This window comes from Legionella qingyii (assembly GCF_003184185.1).
This window is the reverse complement of record NZ_QHJG01000012.1, coordinates 1-1270: the sequence shown is the minus strand read 5'-3', so window position 1 is coordinate 1270 and position 1270 is coordinate 1. Positions and strand designations below refer to the sequence as shown.

Genomic DNA, 1270 nt, shown 5'->3' with positions numbered 1-1270 from the left:
CTTGTTGAGTCTGAATAGCACACTGATACAGCATGCTTAAAAGTTTCTCAAAAAATTCTTGAGAGATAGTAATTGCTTTTTTCAAAGCTCTTCTTCCGAGGAAAACGATGGATAAAACAGAGGTATGTTTAGCAGACTGGGCTTGGAAATCAGAGGCTTTTCCGATTGATTTGGTGTAAAGTCCAGCAAGCCAAGCGGTAAATAGAGCAATAGCTGCAATGAGAAGAAGAATATTCATTCGATGAGGGCATTTAGTTAGACTGTCTTTAAGTCCTAGGCCATAATGGGGACATTTAGTGTCTCTAAAATTTTCTTCAATTCGCATTCGTTGGCGATAGATAGTACAAATAAGATTAGGGTTAGTGGATGCTTCCTTCATAGAAGTAACCAGAAACCAAGGCTCTTTATGGGCTTTAGAATATCGAACCGCCATGCCACCCGTTTTTTTTCTTTTTTTATCGAGTGTGAGGGACGTTCTATTTTTAGCCTTTTTGCTTATATAAAACAAAATGAACAGGTACTTTGCCTTTCTCGGTTAAACGTCCAAATCCAAAATAAGAGGGTTTTGTAGTAGCTTGATTCAAGTAAGTCGAACTTAAACACCAGTCCGATGTATTATCCATGCAAATTGCATTTTTATTTCGTAATCGTCCTACAAAATCCCAGCCTAATTGAAGAATATGAGCAAACCATATTGCGCGAAATCCAGCATCAGTAACAATGACAGGCTTAGCGTGTTGAGGGAGTAGCGTTTTTAATTCATTTAAAAATGTTTTATGAGTTGCGTGATTGTTTTCTTGTTTTTTAGGATAACATCTCTCATAAACTACTATAGCGCGTCCAGGCATAGAAACACTTGCGCGTAAAACATAAAGATTGGTTACAGGGTTAATACAACTCCAGTCGATGTGGATCCAAGGCCGCATATTTTCTTGGATGATTGATGAAATCATCACCTTATAAAAAGAGTTTCGCTCTCCTTGGAGGGGGCCATTTCCTAAAAGACGGTCTACTTTTTGAATGTTACTACACTCTTTATTATTATTCGAAATGGATCTTCCTAGACCTGTTAAATACAGCTTATTATGCCTAATGGTACTTTCACAAATAAGCATTAAACTTTTTAACCGAGTTTTATGAACTTCAGGTAGTTTATTCGCAAAAGTTTTATGTAATAATTCAGTCAAGTGCATGATGGTGAACCCTTATAATGTCGAAAATATATTGGATCACATATCTTCATGCACTTCAAAAAAAATTATTCTTTTTT

Annotated in this window: 2 protein-coding genes; both read right to left on the bottom strand. The window is 36.2% G+C overall.

Translation table 11 applies throughout. The annotated features are described in order from the left end of the window. The coding region (locus DGG96_RS08460; RefSeq protein ID WP_476737563.1) for a transposase family protein at nt 1-433 on the bottom strand (433 nt) is incomplete at its 3' end. Nucleotides 434-482: 49 nt separating this feature from the next. Continuing rightward, nucleotides 483-1193, bottom strand: coding sequence for a hypothetical protein (locus tag DGG96_RS20655; RefSeq protein WP_133249328.1), 711 nt, complete (start codon nt 1191-1193; stop codon nt 483-485). Nucleotides 1194-1270: the final 77 nt, after the last annotated feature.